Source organism: Pseudonocardia broussonetiae, assembly GCF_013155125.1.
Classification (GTDB): domain Bacteria; phylum Actinomycetota; class Actinomycetes; order Mycobacteriales; family Pseudonocardiaceae; genus Pseudonocardia; species Pseudonocardia broussonetiae.
In genome coordinates, this window is record NZ_CP053564.1 from 4,388,861 (window position 1) to 4,408,953 (window position 20,093).

Here is a 20,093-nt window from a genome sequence, read left to right on the forward strand (position 1 = left end):
GAGATCGCGATCCGCGGGCCGGTGGTGATGCGCGGCTACCGGGGCCGCCCGGAGGCGACCGCGGAGGTCCCTGCGGGAGGGCCGGCTGCTGACCGGCGACCTCGGCCTCCTGGACGCCGACGGGCACCTGTGGGTCGTCGACCGGAAGAAGGACCTCGTCATCCGGGGCGGCTACAACGTCTACCCCCGCGAGGTCGAGGAGGTGCTGTACGAGCACCCGGCCGTGCGCGAGGCCGCGGTGATCGGCCTCCCCGACGAGCGCCTCGGCGAGGAGGTGGCGGCGGTCGTCGCACCGCGCCCGGGAGCCGGGATCGACGCCGACGCGCTGCGCGACTGGATCGCGGTGCGGCTGGCCGACTACAAGGTGCCGCGGATCTACCACGTCGTGGACGCCCTCCCGAAGGGCAGCACGGGGAAGATCCTCAAGCGCGCCATCGACCGCGCCGACGTGCGCCGTCTCGGCGTGCGCACCCGCAGGCTCCGCTGACCGGTGTGCACCTTGGTGCACTGTGCCGCGCCCGGCCCCGTTCCTAGCGTGGACCACGCGTCCGGGACATCCGCCGGCACGCCCCCACCGCCATCCCCGAGGAGTTGCCCGATGGTGCAGGAACGGTCCGTGGACACAGCGGAGCGGCTGTCCCCCGACGTCGAGGTGATCGTCGTCGGCGCGGGTCCCGCGGGGCTCTTCGCGCTCGCCCGGCTGCGCCAGCTCGGGTTCACGGTGCTGGGCCTGGAGGCGGGCGAGGACGTCGGCGGCACCTGGTACCGCAACCGGTACCCGGGTCTGCGGTGCGACATCCCGACCACCGACTACGCCTACAGCTGGGACCCCGAGCTCGAGGCCGAGTGGCAGTGGTCGGAGAAGTACGCGACCCAGCCCGAGATCCTGCGCTACCTGCGGCACGTGGCCGAGCGGCACGACCTGCGGCGCGACATCCGGTTCGGCACCCCCGTCGTCCGGGCGTGCTGGGACGAGGCCGCCTCGGTCTGGCGCGTCGAGACCGGGGCCGGCGACCTCCTCGTCGCCCGGCACGTCGTCATGGCCACCGGTGCGCTGTCGGTGCCCAAGCACATCGACATCGCCGGGCTGGACCGCTTCGCGGGCGAGGTCGTGTCCACCGTCGACTGGCCCGAGGACGGGCTCGACGTGCGCGGGCGACGGGTCGGGGTGATCGGCACCGGCTCGTCGGGGGTCCAGGTGGTCCCGGAACTGGCCCGAGAGGCCGCGGAGCTGACGGTGTTCCAGCGCACGCCGGCGTTCTCCGTGCCGGCGCGCAACGGCGCGCCGCCGGCGCACCGCGTCCGGATGCTCGCCGAGGACCGGGCGGCGTACCGGCGGGCGGCGCAGCTGTCCTCCGGCGGGGTGCCGCTGCGGGTCCCGACGGACCGGGCCGAGGACCTCACCCCCGAGCAGCGGCGGGAGCGCTGCGAGGCCGCCTGGCAGGCGGGGGAGATCGCGGCCCTCAACGAGGTCGTCACCGACCACCTCACCGACCGGGCCGCGAACGACGTCCTCGCCGACTTCCTGCGCGAGAAGATCCGGTCGACGGTGCAGGACCCGGCGACGGCGGCGGCCCTGTGCCCCGAGGGCTACCCGTTCATGGCGAAGCGGCCCTGCCTCGACACCGGCTACTACGAGACGTTCAACCTCCCGCACGTCCGCCTCGTCGACCTGCGCACGAACCCGATGACGCGGGTCGTCGAGCGGGGCGTCGAGACGGTAGAGGGCGTGGTCGAGCTCGACACCATCGTCCTCGCCACCGGCTACGACGCCCTGACCGGCGCGTTGCTCGCCGTCGACATCACCGGCCGCGGCGGTGCGACGCTGCGCGACAAGTGGGCGGGCGGGCCCGAGACCTACCTCGGACTCATGTCGGCCGGCTTCCCGAACCTGTTCATGATCACCGGACCGGGCAGCCCCTCGGTGCTGTCGAACATGCTGGTGGCCATCGAGCAGCACGTCACGTGGGTCGCCCGGTGCCTCGCGGACCTGCGGGAAGCGGGCTTCGCGACGATCGACCCGACCCGCACCGCCGAGGAGGGCTGGGTGCGGCACGTGAACGACTGCGCCGCCCTGACGCTGTTCCCCGCCGCCGACTCCTGGTACCTCGGCGCGAACGTGCCCGGCAAGGCGCGGGTGTTCATGCCCTACGTCGGCGGCGTCGGGGTCTACAAGCAGACCTGCGACACCGTGCGCGACCGCGGCTACCTCGGGTTCCGGTTGACCGGACCCGCGGGGGAGCAGCGCCACGACGGCGTCGTCAACCGCCTGCAGCCCGACGTGGCGGCCCTGCTGCGCGAGCTGGCCGAGTCGGGCGCCCCGGACCTGGCCGCACTGCCGCTGCTCGGGGCCGACGACGCGCGCGCCGCGCTCGCGGCCGCCGTCCGCGGGAGGCGGCGCGGGCCCCGGGTCGACGTGCGCGACGGCGTGCTCCCGCCCGGCACCCCGTACCGCCTCTACCGGCCGGACCCGTCCGGGCCGCGCCCGGTCGTCGTCCACCTGGTGGGCGACGGGTGGTCGCTCCCGGGCGCGGACGCGTTCTGCCACGACCTCGCCCGCCGCGTGGACGCGGTCGTGCTCTCGGTCGCCGGCACGGTGGCGGACGGCTGTGCCGCCGTGCGGTGGGCGACCGAGCACGCCGTCGAGCTCGGCGGGGTCCCCGGGCAGGTCGCCGTCGCCGGCTGGAGCGCCGGGGCGGCGCTCGCGGCCCGTGTCGCCCACGCCCTGCGCGGCCACCGGGCGGCCCCGGCGGCCCAGCTGCTGGTGAACCCCGACGCCGCGCCGCTCGGTGACGCTCCCGACCTCGCCGGCCTGCCGCCGGCCGTCGTCGTCCTCGCGGAGCTGGACCCGGTGCGGGAGCGGGGCGCCGCGCACGCGGACGCACTGGCCGCCGCGGGGGTCCCCACCACCACGATCGAGGCCCGCGGCCACGTCCACGCGTCACTGCCGATCGTCGACCTCCGCTCGGGGGACCGGATCCGCGACCGCATGGCCGGGGCGCTGCACGAGTGCCTCGACACCCGTCCGCACGACCGAGGAGCACCCGTGGAGCACGCGCGACAGTTCTACATCGGAGGCCGCTGGGTCGACCCGACCGGCACGCGGACGCTGCCGGTCGTCGACCCCGCCACCGAGCAGGAGATCGCGGCGGTCGCGCTCGGCGAGGCCGCCGACGTCGACGCCGCGGTCGCCGCGGCCCGGACAGCGTTCGCGTCGTGGTCGCGCAGCAGCGTGGAGGACCGCCTCCGGGTGCTGGAACGCGTCGGCGACGTCTACGCGGAGCGCGCCCGGGAGATCGGGGAGATGATCAGCCGCGAGATCGGGGCGCCGCGCCCGCTGGCCGTCGACGTCCAGGCCGCGGTGGGGGGCATCCACCTCGAGACGGCGCGGAAGGTGCTGGCGGAGTTCGACTTCGAGCGCCGCCAGGGCAGCACGCTGGTCGTGCACGAGCCGATCGGCGTCTGCGCGCTCATCACGCCGTGGAACTGGCCGATCCACCAGATCGTGCCGAAGGTGTCCGCCGCGCTGGCCACCGGCTGCACCGTGGTGCTCAAGCCGTCGGAGGTCGCGCCGCTCAACGCCGTGCTGCTGGCCGAGGTGCTCGACGAGGCCGGGGTGCCCCCCGGCGTGTTCAACCTGGTGAACGGCGACGGGCCGACCGTCGGCGCGGCGCTCGCCGCGCACCCGGACGTGGACATGGTCTCGTTCACCGGCTCGACCGCGGCGGGGATCGAGGTCGCGCGCACCGCGGCCCCGACGGTCAAGCGGGTCACGCAGGAGCTCGGCGGCAAGTCGGCCAACATCGTCCTCGACGACGCAGACCTGGCCGCGGTCGTCACCCGGGACGTCGGCGTGCTGTGCACGAACACCGGCCAGTCCTGCAACGCGCCGTCCCGGCTGCTCGTGCCGGCCGCGCGCATGGACGAGGCGGCGGAGCTGGCCGCCGCGGCCGCCGCGGCGGTCGTCGTGGGGCACCCCGACGCGCCGGGGACGACGATGGGCCCGCTCGCCTCCGCCGCGCAGCTGGCGAAGGTGACCGGCTGCATCGAGCGCGGCGTGGCCGAGGGCGCCCGGCTGGTCGCGGGCGGGCCCGGGCGGCCCGAGGGGCTCGACGCCGGGTTCTACGTGCGCCCGACCGTCTTCTCCCACGTCGACAACGCCATGTCGATCGCCCGCGAGGAGGTCTTCGGCCCGGTGCTCGTCCTCATCGGCTACGAGGACGAGGACGACGCCGTCCGGATCGCCGACGACTCCGAGTACGGCCTGTCCGCGTGGGTGTCGGGGGAGCCCGGCCGGGCGCGCGCGGTGGCCCGCCGCATCCGCAGCGGCGAGGTCCACGTCAACGGCGCGGACACCGACTTCAGCGCGCCGTACGGCGGCTACCGGAGGTCGGGCAACGGCCGCGAGTTCGGGGCTGCCGGGTTCGCGGAGTACCTGGAGACGAAGTCGATCCTCGGCTTCGCCTGAGACGAGAGGGCGTCATGTCGCTGTTCGAGGTGTCCGACCGCGCCAAGCGGTTGCACGAGGAGCTGCTCGACTTCATGGACGCGCGGATCTACCCCGCGGAGCCCGTGTACGAGGAGCAGATGCGGGCGTCGGGCGACCCGCACCACCACCCGCCGGTGCTCGAGGAGCTCAAGGCCGAGGCGCGGCGCCGGGGCCTGTGGAACCTCTTCCACCCCCACCCGCAGTGGGGCCCGGGGCTGACGAACTCCGAGTACGCGCCGATGTGCGAGGTCATGGGCCGCAGCCCGCACCTGGCGCCGGAGTCCATGAACTGCTCCGCGCCGGACACGGGGAACATGGAGGTGCTGACGCTCTTCGGCACCGCCGAGCACCACGAGAAGTACCTGGAACCGCTGCTGGCCGGCACGATCCGCTCGGCGTTCGCCATGACCGAACCGGAGGTCGCCAGCTCCGACGCCACCAACATCGCGCTGCGGATCCGGCGCGACGGCGACGGGTACGTGCTGAACGGCCGCAAGTGGTTCGCCTCGAACGCGCTGCACCCGCACTGCCGGGTGCTCGTCGTCATGGGCAAGACCGATCCCGACGCGGTGCCGCACCGCCAGCAGTCGATGGTGGTCGTGCCGATCGACGCGCCGGGCGTCACGCTCGTGCGGGGTCTCCCGGTGTTCGGCTACCAGGACCGGGAGGGCCACGGCGAGATCCTCTTCGAGGACGTCCGCGTGCCGGCCGGCGACGTGCTCGCGGGTGAGGGCGAGGGCTTCGCCATCGGCCAGGCCCGCCTCGGGCCCGGCCGCATCCACCACTGCATGCGGACGATCGGCATGGCCGAGCGCGCGCTCGAGCTCCTGTGCCGTCGCGCCCTGTCCCGCTCGACGTTCGGTGCGCCCCTCTCCGAGCGCGCGAACATCCAGGACTGGATCGCCGAGTCGCGGATCGACATCGAGAAGAGCCGGCTGCTCACCCTCAAGGCGGCCTGGATGATGGACGAGGTCGGCAACCGGGCGGCGCGCACAGAGATCGCGGCGATCAAGGTCGACGCCCCGGCGATGGCACTGCGGGTCGTCGACCGGGCGATCCAGGTGCACGGGGCGGCCGGCGTCACCGACGACCTCCCGCTGGCCGGCTTCTGGGCGCACCTGCGCACGCTGCGCCTCGCCGACGGACCGGACGAGGTGCACAAGCGCACGATCGCGCGCCACGAGCTGCGCAAGTATGCCGGGACGGGCTGACGTGGCCGAGCCGGAGCTGCGCGGACGGACGGCGATCGTCACCGGCGCCTCCCGGGGCATCGGGCTGGCGGCGGCCGCCGCGCTCCGCGCCCGCGGTGCGGACGTGGTCCTCACCGCGCGCCGCGAGGAGTCGGCACGGGACGCCGCCGGCCGGCTGAACGCGGCGGCGCAGCCCGGGTGGGGCGAGGCGGTCGGCATCGGCGCGCACGCGACCGACGAGGGCGCGGCCCGCAGGTGCGTCGAGCAGGCGCTGGAGCGGTTCGGCAGCATCGACGTCCTGGTCAACAACGCCGGGACGAACCCGGCCCACGGCCCCCTGGCGGGGCAGGACCACGCCCGGTTCGCCAAGACGTTCGACGTCAACGTGTGGGCGCCGCTCGCCTGGACCGCGCTGGTGGCGCAGGCGTGGATGGGCGCGCACGGCGGAGCGGTGGTCCACACGGCGTCGATCGGCGGGCTCACCGTCGAGCCCGACCTGGGGATCTACAACGCCACGAAGGCCGCGCTGATCCACCTCACCCGCCAGCAGGCGTTCGAGCTGGCTCCCCGGGTCCGCGTCAACGCGGTCGCGCCGGGGGTCGTCCGGACCCGGCTCGCCGAGCTGCTGTGGACCGAGCACGAGCAGTCGCTCCGCGCGAGCATCCCGCTGGGCCGGATCGGCGAGCCGCACGACGTCGCCGAGGCGGTCGCGTTCCTCGCCTCCGACGCCGCGTCGTGGATCACGGGACAGACCCTGGTGGTCGACGGCGGCGCACTGCTCGGCGACGCCTCCACCCGCGTGCCCGCCGAGGAGGCCCGCGTTGGCTGACCACACGCCCGGGGTGGACGGGGCCGCGGTGCGTCGGTGGTTGACCCGCCACGGGCACGCACCGGCGGGCGGGCTGAGCCTGCGGCGGGTCGGGCTCGGCCAGTCGAACCTCACCTACCGGGTCGCCGACGAGCGCGGCCAGGTCTGGGTGCTGCGCCGGCCGCCGCTGGGCCGGCTGCTCGACTCGGCCCACGACGTGCTGCGCGAGGCGCGGATCCTCACCGCACTGCGGGACACGGACGTCCCCGTGCCGGTGGTGCACGGGGTCGTGGAGCCGGGCGAGGTGGGCGACGACGACGCACCGGCGTTCGTCATGTCGTGGGTCGACGGGGCGGTCGTGGACCGGATGCCCCTGGCCGAGGAGCTGGCCCCCGGGTACCGGCGGTCGGTCGCGCTGTCCCTGGCGCGCACCCTGGCCGCGGTGCACCGCGTCGACCTCGACGCCGCGGGGCTCGCCGGCCTGGCCGGCCGCACGCCGTACGCGGCGCGGCAGCTCCGGCGCTGGTCGGCGCAGTGGGAACGGTCGCGGACCGCGGACCTGCCGGCGCTCGACGCGCTGACCCGGCGGCTGACCGGGGCCGCTCCCGAGCAGCACGAGACCACGCTCGTGCACGGCGACTTCCACCTCCGCAACATGATCGTCGCGCCGGGCTCGGGAGAGGTCGTCGCCGTCCTCGACTGGGAGCTGAGCACGCTCGGGCACCCGCTGGCCGACCTCGGCTCGCTCCTGGCCTACTGGGTCGAGCCGGGGGAGGAGGGGCTCGACGACTTCGTCCCGTCGACGCTGCCCGGCTTCCCGTCGCGCACGGTGCTGGTCGAGGAGTACGCCGGGGCGAGCGGGCGCGACACGTCCGCGATCGGGTACTGGCACGCGCTGGGCCTCTGGAAGCTGGCGGTCATCGCGCAGGGCGTGCTGCGCCGCGCGCAGGACGACCCGCGCAACAGGGCCTCCGAAGGAACGCCGACGGGGGCGGGCATCGCCCGGCTCGTCGACCGGGCGCACGCCGTGGCGGACACCGCCGGCCTCTAGCCCGGACCACCATCCACCCGCCGGCACGGGCCGGCTCGTTGTGAGGAGTCAGCACGTGACACCGACCGAGCGCACTGCGATCGTCACCGGCGCGGCGAGGGGCATCGGGGCCGCCGTGGCCGTCCGCCTCGCCGCCACAGGCCACGCCGTGGCGGTCCTGGACCTCGACGCCGACCGCTGCGCCGAGGTCGTCGAGAAGATCCGGGCCGACGGCGGCACCGCGGTCGCCGTGGCGGCCGACGTGGCGGACGAACGCGCCGTCGAGGCCGCCGTCGCCTCGGTCACCGAGCAGCTCGGCGCGCCGACGGTCCTGGTCAACAACGCCGGCATCCTGCGCGACAACCTGCTGTTCCGGATGACGACGAGCGACTGGGACGACGTCATGGGCGTGCACCTGCGCGGGGCCTTCCTCCTGTGCCGGGCGGTGCAGGGGCACATGGTCAGCGCGGGCTTCGGCCGCATCGTGACCCTGTCGAGCGTGTCGGCGCTGGGCAACCGCGGCCAGGCCAACTACTCGGCGGCCAAGGCGGGCTGCAGGGCCTCACCCGGACGCTGGCCGTGGAGCTCGGCAGGTTCGGCATCACCGCCAACGCGATCGCACCCGGGTTCATCGAGACCGACATGACCAGGGCGACCGCGGACCGGCTGCAGCTCGACTTCGAGGAGTTCCGGGCCGCGCTCGTCGCGCAGATCCCCGTCGGCCGGGCCGGCACGCCGGAGGACGTGGCCGCCGCCGCGGAGTTCTTCGTGCGCCCCGACGCGGGCTTCGTCTCGGGACAGGTGCTGTACGTCGCGGGCGGGGAGCGGACGTGAGCACCGCGCGCCGGGCCGTGGTCGTGTCGACGGCCCGGACCCCGATCGGCAGGGCCCACCGCGGTGCCTTCCACGACACCTCGGCCCAGGATCTGGCGGGGCACGTCGTCGGGCACGCCGTCGCCCGCGCAGGGCTGGACGGTCGCGAGATCGAGGACGTGGTGCTCGGCGCCGCGCTGCAGCAGGGGAGCACGGGGTTCAACGTGGCCCGGCAGGCCGCCCTCCGCGCCGGCCTGCCCGACTCGGTCGCCGGGATGTCCGTCGACCGCCAGTGCGCGTCCGGCCTCATGGCGATCGCGACGGCGGCCAAGCAGATCGTCGTCGACGGGATGCAGGTCGTGATCGGCGGTGGCGTCGAGTCCGTCTCGCTGGTGCAGAACGAGCACCAGAACACCCACCGGGCGCAGGACCCGTGGCTCCGCGACCGCGTCCCGGACCTCTACCTGCCGATGCTCGACACCGCCGAGGTCGTGGCCGAGCGGTACGACGTCGACCGGGAGCGCCAGGACGCGTTCGCGCTGCTCTCGCAGCAGCGCACCGCGGCGGCCCAGGAGGCCGGCCGGTTCGACGACGAGATCGTGCCGATGACGACGGTCCGCCTGACCCGCGACGAGGGCAACCGGCCCTCGACCACGCTCGAGGCCCTGGCCGGCCTCGAGCCGGTGCGGCGGGCCTCGCGTCCCGGCGCGACGGTGACCGCCGGCAACGCGTCCCAGCTCTCGGACGGCGCGTCGGCGTCGGTCCTCATGGAGGCGGGGGAGGCGCAGCGGCGCGGTCTCGAGCCCCTCGGCAGCTACCTCGGGCTGGCCGTCGCGGGCTGCGCGCCCGCCGAGATGGGGGTCGGCCCCGTCGTCGCGGTCCCGCGGCTGCTCGAGCGGCACGGGCTCGGCGTCGACGACATCGGGCTGTGGGAGCTCAACGAGGCCTTCGCGTCGCAGGCCGTCCACTGCCGGGACCGGCTGGGCATCGACCCCGACCTGCTCAACGTCGACGGCGGGGCGATCGCGATGGGGCACCCGTACGGGATGTCGGGCGCCCGGATGGTCGCCCACGCGCTGATCGAGGGACGGCGGCGCGGCGTCCGGTACGTCGTCGTCACCATGTGCGTCGGTGGCGGCATGGGTGCGGCCGGGTTGTTCGATGTCCGCTGACCCGTGCGTGCCCGGCGGCGAGGAGGGCGTCCGCCTCCGGGTCGACGGCCGCGTCCTCGTGGTGACGATCGACCGTCCGCGGGTCCGCAACGCCGTCGACGGCGCGACGGCCCGCGCGCTGGCCGCCGCCTTCGACCGCCTCGACGCGGACCCGGCCCTCGGTGCGGCCGTGCTCACCGGCGCCGGGGGCGGCTTCAGCGCGGGGATGGACCTGCGGGCCTTCGCGGAGGGCGACCTGCCGTTCGTCGGGCAGCGGGGCTTCGGCGGGTTCGCCCAGTCGCCCCCGCGCAAGCCGGTCGTCGCCGCGGTCGAGGGCTACGCCCTGGCCGGCGGGCTGGAGATGGCGCTGGCGTGCGACCTCATCGTCGCCGCCGAGGACGCGCGGCTCGGGCTGCCGGAGGTGCGGCGGGGCCTGGTGGCGGCCGGCGGCGGCCTGCTGCGGCTCGCCCAGCGGATCCCGTACCACGTCGCTGCCGAGATCGCGCTGACCGGCGAGCCCGTGAGCGCCCGCCGGCTCCACGAGGTGGGTCTGCTCAACCGCCTGGTCGCGCCCGGCCGGGCGCTCCCGGTCGCGCTCGACCTCGCGGCGACGATCGTCCGCGGCGCGCCTCTCGCCGTGAACGGGTCCAAGGCCGTCCTGAGCGGCGCCGCCGACTGGGGCCTGTCCGACGGCTGGTCACGGCAGCAGGAGATCGCGGACCCGATCATCGCCTCGCAGGACGCCCAGGAGGGAGCCCGGGCGTTCGCGGAGCGCAGGGCGCCGGTGTGGACGGGGCGGTGACGGCCGCGCCGTCAGGCACCGGCGCCGTCTGACGGGCCGGCCGGCGCCGTCGTCCCGCCCAGCTGCAGGCCGCCCAGGACGAGGTCGGTCCAGATCTCGGCGATCGCGGCCCCCGTCAGCTCGCCGCTCGGGCGGAACCACTTGTTGACCCAGTTGCACATGCCGAAGATCGCCAGCGTCGTCGCGTGCACCGGCATCGGCCGGAACTCCCCGTCGGCGATGCCCTTCTCCAGGATGGACTCGACGAACCGGGTGTACTCGACGCTGCGGGCGTGCGCCGTGCGCCGGTACGCGGGGGACAGGTCGTGGTAGTGCTCGAAGAAGGCCTGGACGTAGCCCGGGATGGACTCGTTGGCCAGCACCATCTTGCTGATCGCGGCCCGCAGCATCTCCGTGGCCGACCCGCCTGACTCGCGCACCATTGCGGCGTGGTCGAGGAAGTCGTTGGTCAGCACCTCGTGCATCGCGAAGAGGATCTCGTCGCGGCTGCGGAAGTAGTGGTAGAGCGCCGACTTGCTGATCTTGTTGGCCGCGGCGATGTCCTCCAGCGAGGCGTTCGCGTAGCCGACCTTGTTGATCACCTTCGCGGCGGCGTCCAGGATCTCGCGCCGTCGCCGGTCGCCCTTCCCCCCGGCGGGGAACTCCTTGGGCTTCGCGGTGCGCGTGGCACGTCGTTCGACCATGTCCGGAGGGTAGCAGCCGGTGCCGACCAATGGCGTACCGGCGACATGTGACGGACGAGAATTGTCCGACCAGATGGTCGGAGAATGTCGCGGATCAGCAGCTAGATCGGCCGTTGACGGTCTCACGACGTCGCTGCTACTGTCCGACCAGTCGGTTTTTTCCGACTGACCGGACGGACGTTTTTAACGGGAGGGTCCTATGCGCGAGGTGAACATCGTCGGGGTCGGCATGACCCCGTTCGGCAGGTTCGCCGACGCCACCGTCGGCGGCCTGGGCCGGGAGGCGGCGGCGGCCGCGCTCGCCGACGCGGGCCTCGCGCCGTCGGACGTCGGGGTGGTCGTCCACGCGAACTCCCTGCAGGGCGCCCTCGGCGGCCAGCACTCCATGCGCGGCCAGGTCGCGCTGGGCGGGCCGGACTACGGCGCGATCCCCGTCATCAACGTCGAGAACGCGTGCGCCTCGTCGTCGACGGGGCTGCACGTGGCGCTCGGGCTCGTCCGCTCCGGGCAGTACGACCGGGCGCTCGTCGTCGGCTCGGAGCGGCTGACCGGCAGCTCGACCCGCGACGTGCTGGACGCGATGCTGTCGGGCACCGACCTCGACCGCGTGGGGGCCATCGGCCGGGAGTTCACCGGCACCGACGAGGCTCCCGAGTCCTTCTACATGGCCATGTACTCCTGGGTGACCCGGCAGTACATGGAGCGCTCGGGCGCCACCCGCGAGGACTTCGCGGACGTCGCGGTCAAGAACTCCGCGGCCGCGGCGCTGAACCCCTACGCCCAGTACCGCACCGCCCTGACCCGGGAGCAGGTGCTCGCCGGCCGGGTGATCGCCGACCCGCTGACGGTCGTGATGTGCGCGCCGGTCGCCGACGGCGCCGCGGCGGTCGTGATCGAGGCCGCGGACGCGGCGCCCGCCCGTCCGGACGCGGTGCGCGTGCGCGCGTCGGTGCTGCGGTCCGGCGTCCCGGGCGGCGCCGCGCTCTCCCCGGAGGTGGAGGCGTCGCGCGCGGCGTACGAGATCACCGGCATCGGGCCCGCCGACCTCGACGTCGTCGAGTGCCACGACGCGGCGTCGTCGAAGGAAGTGATCATGTACGAGAAGCTGGGCCTGTGCGCGCCCGGCGACGGGGCGAAGCTGCTGGCCTCGGGCGCGACGGCGATCGGCGGGCGGGTGCCGGTGAACCCCAGCGGCGGTCTCGTCTCCCGCGGGCACCCGGTCGGTGCCACGGGATGCGCGCAGCTCTTCGAGCTCGTCACCCAGCTGCGCGGCCGTGCGGGGGAGCGCCAGGTCCACGGCGCCCGGATCGCGCTCGCCGAGAACTCCGGTGGCTACGTGCACCCCGACCCCGGCGTCTGCGTGGTCACCGTCCTGAGCCGGGAGACGGCGTGAGCACCGCCACCGATCCCGGCGAGCTGCGGACCGACGGTCCCGCCGTCGTCGTCGAGCAGCGGGGGAGCGCGCTCTGGCTGCGGATCGACCGGCCGGACCGGATGAACGGGATCTCGCCGGAGGTCCTCGCCGGACTGGAGGCGGGGCTGGACCGGGCGGAGCGGACGCCGGGCGTCCGGGCGGTCGTCCTCGCCTCCACCGGGGCGGCGTTCTGCGCCGGCGCCGACCTGGCGCACGTGCGGCGGCTCGTCGCGGAGTCGGGCGGGCACCAGGCCTTCCTGCGCGAGGCCGGCCGGGTGCTGTGCCGGATCGAGGAGTTCCCGCTCCCGGTCATCGCCGCGGTGCAGGGCCTCGCGCTGGCCGGCGGGCTCGAGCTGCTGCTCTGCGCGGACCTCGTCGTCGCGGCCGAGTCGGCCCGCATCGGTGACGCGCACGCCAACTACGGACTGCTGCCGGGCGGTGGCGGCTCCATCCGGCTGCCCCGCCGCGTGGGTCCCGCCCGGGCCCGCTACCTGCTGTTCACCGGCGACGTCCGGCCGGCGCGCGAGTTCCTCGACACGGACCTGGTCACGGCCGTCGTGCCGGACGCCGAGCTGGTCGCCGCCGTCGACCGGATCGTCGAGAAGATCGCCCGGAAGAGCCCCAGCGGCCTGCGCCGGATGAAGGAGCTCGTGGCCGACGGCCTGGAGGTCCCGCAGTCCGTGGGCCTGCGGATGGAGCTGCAGCAGTCCGCGGCCCACGAGCGGTCGCCCGACTTCGAGGAGGGCCTCTCCGCCTTCTTCGCCAAGCGTTCCCCCCGTTTCGGCGACCGCTGAGCTGCGGTCCGCACCAGAAGGGCTCGGCATGGACAACGCTGTTCCGGCACCGTCGCGCGCACGTCGCCGCGCGGTCGCCGCCATCTGCATCGGCAACTTCGTCGAGTGGTTCGACTTCGGCGTCTACGCCGTCTTCGCCACGATCATCGCCCAGCAGTTCTTCCCGGCCGAGGACCCCCTGGCCTCGCTGCTGGCCACCTTCGCCGTCTTCGGCGTCGCCTACGTCGCCCGTCCCTTCGGCGCGATCGTGTTCGGCCACTTCGGCGACCGGGTCGGCCGCCGCGACGTCCTGGCGGTCGTCATGGTCCTCATGGCGCTCTCGACCGCGATGATCGGCCTCACGCCGAACTACGCGTCCATCGGCATCGCCGCGCCCGTCGTCCTCGCGCTCGCCCGGGCGCTGCAGGGCTTCTCGGTCGGCGGGGAGTGGGGTGGGGCCGCCTCGTTCCTGGCCGAGCACGCACCGCCGCACCGGCGGGGGGCCTACGGCGGGCTGATGATGGGCACGCTCATGCTGGGCATCCTGGCCGGCGCCGTCTGCGCGACGCTGCTGACGCTGTTCATGCCCGCCGACGCGCTGGCGTCGTGGGGCTGGCGCATCCCGTTCCTGCTCGCCCTGCCGCTCGGCGCGGTCGGTCTCTACCTGCGGCTCAAGCTGGAGGAGTCGCCCCGCTTCCGCGAGGTCGCCGAGTCCTCCCACGTGCAGCAGGCGCCGCTGGTCCAGGCGCTGCGGGTGCACTGGCGGGCGATGCTGCGCGTCGTCGGCATCGCGGTGCTGGTCACCTCGGGCACCTACCTGCTCGGGTTCCTGATCAGCTACTCGGTGCAGATCCTGCGGTACGACCTGATCACGGCACTGGCGGTCGACGTCGCCGCGCTGGCGGCGTGCGTCGTGATGATCGCCGTGACCTCGCAGCTGTCGGACCGCTACGGCCGCGTGCCCCTCCTGCGCTGGTCGGGGGTCGCGCTGCTCGTCCTGGTGGTCCCGCTCTTCCTGCTGATGGGACAGGGACCGGCTGGCCTGGTCGTGGGGCAGGTGCTGCTGGGGGCGGCGGTCGGGTCCTACGCGGGGCCCATCACCGCGGCGGTGACGGAGCTGTTCCCGACCGACGTGCGCTACAGCGGCCTGTCCCTGAGCTACAGCGTCGCGACGTCGGTGTTCGGCGGGACGACCCCGCTGATCGTCACGTTCCTGCTGCAGCGCACGGGCGACCCCCTGGCTCCCGGCTGGTTCATCATGGCCACGGCGGCGGTGTCGGTGTCGGTCGCCTTCCTGTGGCGGGAGACGGCCCGCGACGCCCTCGCGGACGTCTCCGAGTCGCCGCACCGGGCGCCGGCGGACCGCCCGGTCGCGGCGGAAGGGGCGATCGGATGAGCGCCGCCGTCGACGTCACCTACAGCCGGCTGATCGTGGACGCGCTGACGGCGCGGCCCGAGCGGGAGGCGTTCGTCCAGGGCGACCGGCGCCTGACCTACGGGCAGACCGCGGACCTCACCGGCCGGATCCAGCAGGTGCTGGCCGAGCACGGGATCGGGCCGGGCACCGGGGTCGGCACGCTGAGCCCCAACCTGCCCGAGGCGTGGATGGTGCAGGCGGCGACCTACCTGCTGGGCGGGCGCTACAGCGGCCTGCACCCGCTCGGCTCGGTCGACGACCACGTGCGGCTGTGCGCGGACGCGGACGTCCGGGTGCTCGTCGTGCACCCCGACCACGCGGAGACCGCGGCCGCCGTCGCCGCCCGCTCGCCCGGCGTCGAGCACGTGCTCGGCCTCGGCGGGTCGGAGCTGGGGAAGGACCTGCTGGTCCTGGCCGACGCGATGCCGTCCATCCGGCTCGACGCCGGCCCGGCCGGCCTCGACGACGTCGCCTGGCTGCAGTTCACCGGGGGCACGACGGGCGAGCCCAAGGGCGTGCCCAACACCCAGCGGGCGTGCGCGGCCCAGGCGCAGATCTGGCTGAGCTCCTACGGCGTGCCGGACCGGGCGCGCTACCTCGCGTCGTCGCCGATCACGCACGCCGCCCTGCTGACGATCCTGCCGACGTTCCTGCGCGGCGGCACCGTCGTGCTGCACCGGGGCTTCGACCCGGAGGCGTGGCTGGCCACGGTGGCCGCCGAGCGCATCGACATCGCCCTGATGGTCCCCACGATGGTCTCCGCCGTCCTCGACGCGCTGCAGCCGGGCCGCCACGACCTGTCCTCGATGCGCACGCTGCTCTACGGGGCCGCGCCGATGTCCCGGACGCGGATCGCCGAGGCGTGGGAGCGGATCGGGCCGGTGCTGCGGCAGGGCTACGCCTGCTCGGAGGCCGGCGGGCCGATCGCCGTGCTCGAGCCGGACGACCACGACCCCGCGGGTGCGCGGCCGGAGCTGCTGGACTCCTGCGGGCGCACCGCGATCGGCGTCCGCACGGCGATCCTCGACCCGGACGGCCATCCCGTGCCCGACGGGGAGGTCGGCGAGATCTGCGTGCGCGCACCCGGTGTCATGGCGGGCTACTGGCGCCGGCCGGACCTGAGCGCGCAGGTGCTGCGGCACGGGTGGCTCTACACCGGCGACATGGGCCGGCGTGACGACCAGGGCTACCTCTACCTCGTCGACCGCTCCAAGGACATGATCATCACCGGCGGGTTCAACGTGTACCCCCGCGAGGTCGAGGACGTCCTCATGGAGCACCCGGCGCTCGCGGCGGCCGCGGTGATCGGCACGCCGGACCCGCGGTGGGGCGAGGCGGTGCGGGCCGTGGTCACGCTCCGGCCGGGCACGACCGTCGACCCCGCCGCGCTGGGCGACGAGCTGAAGGCCCTGGTCCGCAGGCGCAAGGGGCCGCACTACGCCCCGAAGGCGGTCGAGGTCGTCGACGCCCTGCCGACCACGCCCGTCGGCAAGATCGACAAGAAGGCCCTCCGCGCCCCGTACTGGGCCGGCCACGCACGCCAGGTCAACTGAGGAGACACCGATGCAGATCGACGTGCGCGTGCGCAACCCGCTCGAGTTCATCGGCGACGACGCCCGGCTGGCGGAGGAGCTGGGGGTCGACGGCGTCCTCAACGCCGAGATCGAGGAGGACCCCTTCCCGGGACTGGCGCTCGCCGCGGCGCGGACGGAGCGGGTGGCCTTCGGGCCCGCCGTCGCCGTCGCGTTCGCCCGCACCCCCATGACCGTCGCCTACCCCGCCTACCACCTGCAGCGCTTCTCCCGGGGCCGGTTCGTCCTCGGCCTGGGCAGCCAGATCCGCCCGCACGTCGAGCGCCGCTACGGGATGCCGTGGAGCAGGCCGGCGGCGCGGATGAAGGAGTTCGTCTCCGCCCTGCACGCCATCTGGCGCACCTGGGACACCGGTGAGCCGCTGGACTTCCGCGGCGAGTTCTACACGCACACGCTGATGGCGCCGATGATGTCGCCGACGCGCAACGGGTCCGGGCCGCCCAAGGTCTTCCTGGCGGCCGTCGGCCCGCAGATGCTGCGCGTCACCGGCGAGGTGGCCGACGGACTCTTCCCGCACGCCTTCGTGACCGAGCGCTACCTGCGCGAGGTCATCGTGCCGACCGTGCGCGAGGGCCAGCGCGCCGCGGGCCGGCCCGACGACGCGGTGGAGATCGCCGTGTCGTCGCTGATCGCCACGGACGAGGCCGAGTTCGAGGCGGCCCGCGCCCAGATCGCCTTCTACGCCTCCACGCTCGCCTACCGGCCGGTGCTCGACCTGCACGGCTGGGGGGCGCTGCAGGACGAGCTGCACCCGCTGTCCAAGCAGGGCCGCTGGGGCGAGATGACGCCGCTGGTGCCCGACGAGGTGGTCCGCGCGATGACCGTGACGGGGTCCGACGCCGAGATCGCCACGGGTCTCCGGACGCGGTTCACCGGGGTCGCGGACCGCCTGAACTTCTACGTCCCCGGTGACGTGCCCCCGCCCGGCCGCTACGCCGGCCTGATCGCCGAGCTGAAGCGATGACCCCCACCCCTGGAGCAGACGTGCAGACCGCATCCCCGCCGGCGTCGACCGGCCTCCTCGACCTGACCGGGCGCACCGTGCTCGTCACCGGCGCCGGGCAGGGCGTCGGCCGCGAGGTGGCGCTCTACTGCGCCGCGCACGGCGCCACGGTCGTGGTCAACGACTACCACGCCGACCGGGCCGCGTCCGTGGCCGCCGAGATCACCGACGGCGGTGGCGCCGCGCTCCCCGAGACCTGCGACGTCACCGTGTTCGACGACGTCCTCGCCATGGTCGCCCGCGTGGAGGACGCGGTGGGCGGCGTCGACGTGCTGGTCAACAACGCCGGCAACGCCGGGCCCGTCGTCGACGGCACGGTCCCCGCGCCGCCGTTCTGGGAGACCGGTCCGCAGGAGTGGGACCCGTGGCTGGGCACCAACTTCTTCGGCGTCCTGCACGCGACCCGCGCGGCGCTGCCCGGGATGGTGGCGCGCGGCTGGGGCCGGGTGATCACCACGATCTCCGACGCCGGCCGGGTCGGCGAGCCCAACCTGGCCGTCTACGGCGGGGCGAAGGCGGGCGCCGCCGGGTTCTCCCGTGGCCTCGCGAAGGCCGTCGGCCGTCACGGGATCACCGTGAACTGCGTCTCCCTGGGTTCGATCGACACCCCGGGCGTCGCGGCGCTCAACGCCGACCCGGAGGTGGTCCGCAAGAGCCTCGGCCGGTACGTGATCCGGCGCATCGGCCGGCCCGACGACGTCGCCGGGATGGTCCTGTTCCTCGCCTCCGGGTCCGCCTCGTGGATCACCGGCCAGACCTACCCGGTCAACGGCGGCTACTCCTTCGCCGTCTGACGACGGCACCCCGACCCGTGAGAGGAACCCCTCCATGACCTACGTGATCGGCATCGACGTCGGCGGCACCTTCACCGACGCGTTCGCCACCGACGAGCAGGGCCGCGTCCACTCGGCCAAGTCGCCGTCGACCCCTCCCGACTTCGAGCAGGGCGTGCTCAACGCCGTCGACGAGCTCGCCGCGGCGGCCGGCCTGGACACCGCGTCCCTGCTCCGCGACACCTCCCACATCTGCCACGGCACCACCGCCACGCTGAACGCGCTGGTCACCGGCGACGTCGCCCGGGTCGGGTTCCTCACGACCACCGGGCACGCCGACTCGATCATGATCATGAACCTGGAGGGCCGCTACGCCGGCCGCGACTCCGACTACGTGAAGAACATGACCCGCCACACCAAGCCCGCGCCGCTCGTGCCGCGCAGCCGGATCCGCGAGATCACCGAGCGCGTCGACAGCGGCGGCGAGGTCGTCGTGCCGCTCGACGAGGACGGCGCGCGCACGGCGATCGCCGAGCTGATCGCCGACGGCGTCGAGGCGTTCGCGGTCTCCCTGCTCTGGTCGTTCTCGAACCCGCGGCACGAGCGCAGGCTGCGCGAGCTCGTCCACGAGCAGGCGCCCGACGCCTACGTGGGCCTGTCCAGCGAGCTCAGCCCGCGGATCCGCGAGTACCCGCGCAACGTCACCACGATCATGAGCACGCAGGTCGGCCCGCGGCTGCGCGACTACCTCGTCCCGCTGCGGGCCCAGCTCGACGCGCGCGGCTTCGACGGGTCGCTGCTGGTCATGCAGGGGTCGGGCGGGGCGATCACCGCCGAGGACGCCCCCGCCCGCGCGATCACGACGATCGGGTCGGTGCTCACCGGCGGGCTGATCGGCTGCCGGAACCTGGGGCGCCAGCTCGGCCACGACAACATCATCTCCACCGACATCGGGGGGACGACGTTCCTGGTCGGGATGGTGGTCGACGGCGAGCCCGTCAAGTCGACGACCACGGTCCTCAACCAGTACACGATCAGCACGCCGACGGTGAAGGTGAGCACCATCGGCAGCGGCGGCGGCGCGATCGCCTGGCTCGACGCCGGTGGGAACCTGCGGGTCGGGCCGCGCAGCGCGGGCGCCCGCCCGGGCCCGGCCTGCTACGGCGCCGGCGGGGTCGAACCGACGGTCACCGACGCCGACCTGGTGCTGGGCATCGTCAACCCGGACAACTTCCTCGGCGGGCGGCGCACGCTCGACCGCGGGCTCGCGGAGAAGGCCCTCCGCGAACGGATCGGCGACCCCCTGGGCCTCGACGTCGAGGACGCCGCGGCGGCCGTCTACGCGATTCAGAACGCGCAGGCCGCCGACCTCGTGCGCAACGTCGTGGTCAACGCCGGATACGACCCGCGCGACTTCGTCGTCTACTCCTTCGGCGGCGCCGGCCCGGTGCACTGCGTCAACTACTCCCGGGACCTGGGGGCGAAGGCCGTCGTCGTGCCGCTGGGCGCGACCGCGGCGACGTTCTCCGCCTACGGCCTCGCGACCAGCGACGTCGTCCTGGCCGGGGAGCTCTCGGACCCGGCGAACTTCCCGGTCCCGGCGGAGTCGATGCAGCGCGCCTTCGACGGCCTGGAGGCCGACCTGCGCGAGCGGATGAGCGCCCAGCGGCTGCCCTTCGCGAGCATCCAGGTCGACCGCGAGGTCGACGTCCGCTACAGCATGCAGCTCTCCGAGGTGGCCACCCCCGTGTCCGCCGGCCGGATCGACGAGGCCGCGGTGGCCGCCGTCGCCGACGACTTCGACGCCCTCTACGCGCGGCTCTACGGCGCCGAGGCCGGGTTCCGCGCCGCGGGCCACCAGCTCATCACCTACCGCAGCTACGCCACGGGCACCCTGCCCGTGCGCTCCGAGCTGCCGCAGGCGCCGACCGGGAGCGGGGGCCCCCGTCCGCACGGGCGGCGGCGCGCGTTCCTCGCCCACGAGCAGGGCTGGCAGGACGTCGACGTCTACCACTACGCGGACCTGCGTGCCGGGCACGCGTTCAGCGGCCCCGCCGTCGTCGAGGCCGACACCACCACCCTCGCGGTGCCGCAGGGCACCGACGCCGCCGTCGACCACCTCGGCAACATCGTCCTCACCAGCGGGAAGGCCTGA

General features: G+C 74.5%; 15 protein-coding genes and 1 pseudogene. 15 read left to right on the forward strand and 1 reads right to left on the reverse strand.

What is annotated here, in order from left to right:
- The first annotated feature begins 202 nt into the window (after positions 1 to 202).
- The 8 genes and pseudogenes from HOP40_RS35540 (at position 203) to HOP40_RS21550 (ending at position 10,283) form a co-directional block, all read left to right on the forward strand.
- Complete coding sequence (locus HOP40_RS35540; protein WP_205346858.1) at positions 203 to 487, forward strand: AMP-binding enzyme; 285 nt, start codon at positions 203 to 205, stop codon at positions 485 to 487.
- Between the two features lie 129 nt (positions 488 to 616).
- Positions 617 to 4,468 carry an aldehyde dehydrogenase family protein gene (locus HOP40_RS36630; protein ID WP_338053028.1) on the forward strand — a complete coding sequence of 1,284 codons (3,852 nt, stop codon included), beginning with the start codon at positions 617 to 619 and terminating at the stop codon, positions 4,466 to 4,468.
- Positions 4,469 to 4,482: 14 nt separating this feature from the next.
- Complete coding sequence (locus HOP40_RS21525; RefSeq protein ID WP_172161376.1) at positions 4,483 to 5,700, forward strand: acyl-CoA dehydrogenase family protein; 1,218 nt, start codon at positions 4,483 to 4,485, stop codon at positions 5,698 to 5,700.
- Between the two features lies 1 nt (position 5,701).
- On the forward strand, positions 5,702 to 6,508 hold the full coding sequence (locus tag HOP40_RS21530) for an SDR family oxidoreductase (RefSeq protein ID WP_172161378.1): 807 nt from the start codon (positions 5,702 to 5,704) through the stop codon (positions 6,506 to 6,508).
- Positions 6,501 to 7,538, forward strand: a complete 1,038-nt coding sequence (locus tag HOP40_RS21535; protein ID WP_172161380.1) for a phosphotransferase family protein — start codon at positions 6,501 to 6,503, stop codon at positions 7,536 to 7,538. Before HOP40_RS21530 ends, HOP40_RS21535 begins: the two co-directional genes overlap by 8 nt.
- A 55-nt stretch (positions 7,539 to 7,593) precedes the next feature.
- A pseudogene (gene fabG, locus HOP40_RS21540) lies at positions 7,594 to 8,351 on the forward strand (3-oxoacyl-ACP reductase FabG).
- On the forward strand, positions 8,348 to 9,502 hold the full coding sequence (locus HOP40_RS21545; protein ID WP_205346861.1) for an acetyl-CoA C-acyltransferase: 1,155 nt from the start codon (positions 8,348 to 8,350) through the stop codon (positions 9,500 to 9,502). Before fabG ends, HOP40_RS21545 begins: the two are co-directional and overlap by 4 nt.
- Entirely contained in the window at positions 9,492 to 10,283 is a 792-nt protein-coding gene (locus tag HOP40_RS21550) for a crotonase/enoyl-CoA hydratase family protein (RefSeq protein ID WP_172161382.1), read from the forward strand. The genes HOP40_RS21545 and HOP40_RS21550 overlap by 11 nt, the downstream gene beginning before the upstream one ends.
- An 11-nt stretch (positions 10,284 to 10,294) precedes the next feature.
- On the opposite strand, the gene HOP40_RS21555 is transcribed toward HOP40_RS21550, so the two are convergent.
- A complete protein-coding gene (locus tag HOP40_RS21555; RefSeq protein WP_172161384.1) occupies positions 10,295 to 10,966 on the reverse strand; it encodes a TetR/AcrR family transcriptional regulator in 672 nt (223 codons plus the stop codon).
- 199 nt (positions 10,967 to 11,165) lie between these two features.
- Here HOP40_RS21555 and HOP40_RS21560 point away from each other — a divergent pair, with 199 nt between their 5' ends.
- Genes HOP40_RS21560 through HOP40_RS21590 form a run of 7 tightly spaced genes read left to right on the forward strand, consistent with a single transcriptional unit; the run spans position 11,166 to position 20,093 of the window.
- Positions 11,166 to 12,359, forward strand: coding sequence for a thiolase family protein (locus HOP40_RS21560; RefSeq protein WP_172161386.1), 1,194 nt, complete (start codon positions 11,166 to 11,168; stop codon positions 12,357 to 12,359).
- On the forward strand, positions 12,356 to 13,174 hold the full coding sequence (locus tag HOP40_RS21565; protein ID WP_205346862.1) for an enoyl-CoA hydratase/isomerase family protein: 819 nt from the start codon (positions 12,356 to 12,358) through the stop codon (positions 13,172 to 13,174). Before HOP40_RS21560 ends, HOP40_RS21565 begins: the two co-directional genes overlap by 4 nt.
- A 28-nt stretch (positions 13,175 to 13,202) precedes the next feature.
- A complete protein-coding gene (locus tag HOP40_RS21570) occupies positions 13,203 to 14,549 on the forward strand; it encodes an MFS transporter (protein ID WP_172161388.1) in 1,347 nt (448 codons plus the stop codon).
- Positions 14,546 to 16,123, forward strand: a complete 1,578-nt coding sequence (locus HOP40_RS21575) for an AMP-binding protein (protein WP_172161390.1) — start codon at positions 14,546 to 14,548, stop codon at positions 16,121 to 16,123. Before HOP40_RS21570 ends, HOP40_RS21575 begins: the two co-directional genes overlap by 4 nt.
- Before the next feature lie 10 nt (positions 16,124 to 16,133).
- Positions 16,134 to 17,126 (forward strand): TIGR03617 family F420-dependent LLM class oxidoreductase, encoded by a 993-nt coding sequence (locus HOP40_RS21580; RefSeq protein ID WP_172161392.1) that lies wholly within the window; start codon positions 16,134 to 16,136, stop codon positions 17,124 to 17,126.
- A gap of 20 nt (positions 17,127 to 17,146) precedes the next feature.
- Positions 17,147 to 17,959, forward strand: coding sequence for an SDR family NAD(P)-dependent oxidoreductase (locus tag HOP40_RS21585; RefSeq protein WP_240157193.1), 813 nt, complete (start codon positions 17,147 to 17,149; stop codon positions 17,957 to 17,959).
- 34 nt (positions 17,960 to 17,993) lie between these two features.
- Positions 17,994 to 20,093, forward strand: coding sequence for a hydantoinase/oxoprolinase family protein (locus HOP40_RS21590; protein ID WP_172161396.1), 2,100 nt, complete (start codon positions 17,994 to 17,996; stop codon positions 20,091 to 20,093).

Coding starts and splice junctions, on each gene's coding strand:
- HOP40_RS21525 (WP_172161376.1), top strand. CDS start 4,483: ATGTCGCTGTTCGAGGTGTCCGACCGCGCCAAGCGGTTGCACGAGGAG.
- HOP40_RS21580 (WP_172161392.1), top strand. CDS start 16,134: ATGCAGATCGACGTGCGCGTGCGCAACCCGCTCGAGTTCATCGGCGAC.
- HOP40_RS21550 (WP_172161382.1), top strand. CDS start 9,492: ATGTCCGCTGACCCGTGCGTGCCCGGCGGCGAGGAGGGCGTCCGCCTC.
- HOP40_RS21575 (WP_172161390.1), top strand. CDS start 14,546: ATGAGCGCCGCCGTCGACGTCACCTACAGCCGGCTGATCGTGGACGCG.
- HOP40_RS21560 (WP_172161386.1), top strand. CDS start 11,166: ATGCGCGAGGTGAACATCGTCGGGGTCGGCATGACCCCGTTCGGCAGG.
- HOP40_RS21555 (WP_172161384.1), bottom strand. CDS start 10,966: ATGGTCGAACGACGTGCCACGCGCACCGCGAAGCCCAAGGAGTTCCCC.
- HOP40_RS21570 (WP_172161388.1), top strand. CDS start 13,203: ATGGACAACGCTGTTCCGGCACCGTCGCGCGCACGTCGCCGCGCGGTC.
- HOP40_RS21590 (WP_172161396.1), top strand. CDS start 17,994: ATGACCTACGTGATCGGCATCGACGTCGGCGGCACCTTCACCGACGCG.